We start from the raw sequence: 1,501 nt of genomic DNA on the forward strand, positions 1-1,501 counted from the left end.
GCCGGGGGGACCGTCGCGGGTGCGATCGGGGCCGCGCACGCGCATGTGGCGGCGCGCATGCCTCTGGCCTGTGCCGGGCTGGCGCTGCTGATTCAGGCGGCGCTCGTGCCGGACCCGCTGGGGGGCGACCGGGACCTGTTCGTCAGTGCCGTCGGTGCGGCACGGGCGGGGTTTGTGGTGGCCACCGATCTGGAGCGCGCGGTCTGGCTTACACTCGGGGCCGATCTGGTCTGGCCGGAGCATGTGTCTGTGGACGGGCGAATTCTCAGTGGTGTCGAGGCGCTGGCGATGTGGTGCGGTGTGATGGTGGCGGGTGCGGCCGTGCTGGGCGGTGTCGAGGCCTTGGGCGACCGGCTGCGACGGGAACGGCTGCCGGCCGCGTCGCTGATGCTGGCCTTGCTGGCGGTGCTGATGTTGTTTGTGGAGCGTCTGCAATGACGCTGTTGTTCGCGGGCCTGCTGTTGCTGGTCGCGGTTCTGGGCATAGGGCGGGATGCCCGTCTGCTGGCGTGGCATGGGCTGGCCACGGCGCTGTGCCTGTTGTCGTCGGGGGCGCATCTGGCGGCGCTGCTGGCCGCCGGAGCTGCCCTGAGCGGGGGTGTCGGGTTTTCGGTCGGGCTGCGCGTGTTCGAACAACCCGTGCAGGGCACGACCGCCGTGCGGCGCGCGGGCGCCGTGGGTCTGCTGGCCGTGGGGCTGGCGGCGTTTTCCGAGACGGCCGGCCGATCGGGGACGGATGTGGATGTGCTGGCGGCCTGCGGATTTGCCGTCCTGCTGGCGGGGATCTATGCGGCCTTGCTGGCGCCTGGCGTTCTGGAGCAGGCGATCAGCGTGGTCTGCGCCCTGGATGGCGTGCTGGTGCTGGCCGGGGTTGCGGGCTCGATCCCGGCGGTGGTGATCGCGGTGGTGCTGGAGGTCTGTCTCGCGGTGCTGACCGCCCTTGTTCTGCGGCGTCTGGTCTGGAGCGCGCATGACTGAGGCCTCGATCGCGACGGCTCTGGGCAGCCGGACGGCTTTTGCCGTCAGCCTGGCGCTGGTCATGTCGGCGGCCGAGGCGGCGGCTGGCCCATGGCATGGGCGTGACGGAATTCTGCGCGCGGGGCAGATGCTTGGTGCTTGTGTCACGCTGGTCTGCGCGACGGTTGCGCCCTGGGGGGTGATGCCCGCCCTCGTGGGGGCGGTTTTCGCCGGTGTCTGTCACGCCATCCGGCTGTCGGGTCGGGCGCGCGGGGCGCGGATGGGGTGGGAGACCGGGATGGCCGTGGTGTTGGGCGCCGGGTGTGCGCTTGCCGGTCCGATCATGCCGTTACTGCGTCCCGACCAGCCGGCGTTCGGCCGCCTCGGCACGTTACTGTGGGTCGCGGGTCTGGCGGTGATGACGGGGCTGCTGCCGTTATCGGCGGTGGCGGGGCGACCCGGGCCGGACCCGGCACGCTGGATCGTGGGCCTCGTGCTGCTGCCGGCGCTGGCGGGTGGGCATGGCGATCCGGCGATGCTGCGTG

Annotated in this window: 2 protein-coding genes and 1 pseudogene; all 3 read left to right on the plus strand. The window is 71.9% G+C overall.

What is annotated here, in order from left to right; all coding sequences use genetic code 11:
• Window positions 1-438: pseudogene (locus tag HUK82_RS16500) on the plus strand (hypothetical protein); the annotation flags it as partial.
• Window positions 435-977, plus strand: coding sequence for a hypothetical protein (locus HUK82_RS16505; RefSeq protein WP_176614951.1), 543 nt, complete (start codon window positions 435-437; stop codon window positions 975-977). The pseudogene HUK82_RS16500 and the gene HUK82_RS16505, both read left to right, overlap by 4 nt.
• The coding region (locus HUK82_RS16510; protein ID WP_218061625.1) for a hypothetical protein at window positions 970-1,501 on the plus strand (532 nt) is incomplete at its 3' end. The genes HUK82_RS16505 and HUK82_RS16510, both read left to right, overlap by 8 nt.

The organism is Ameyamaea chiangmaiensis (genome assembly GCF_013376175.1).
GTDB classification, from domain to species: Bacteria; Pseudomonadota; Alphaproteobacteria; order Acetobacterales; family Acetobacteraceae; genus Ameyamaea; species Ameyamaea chiangmaiensis.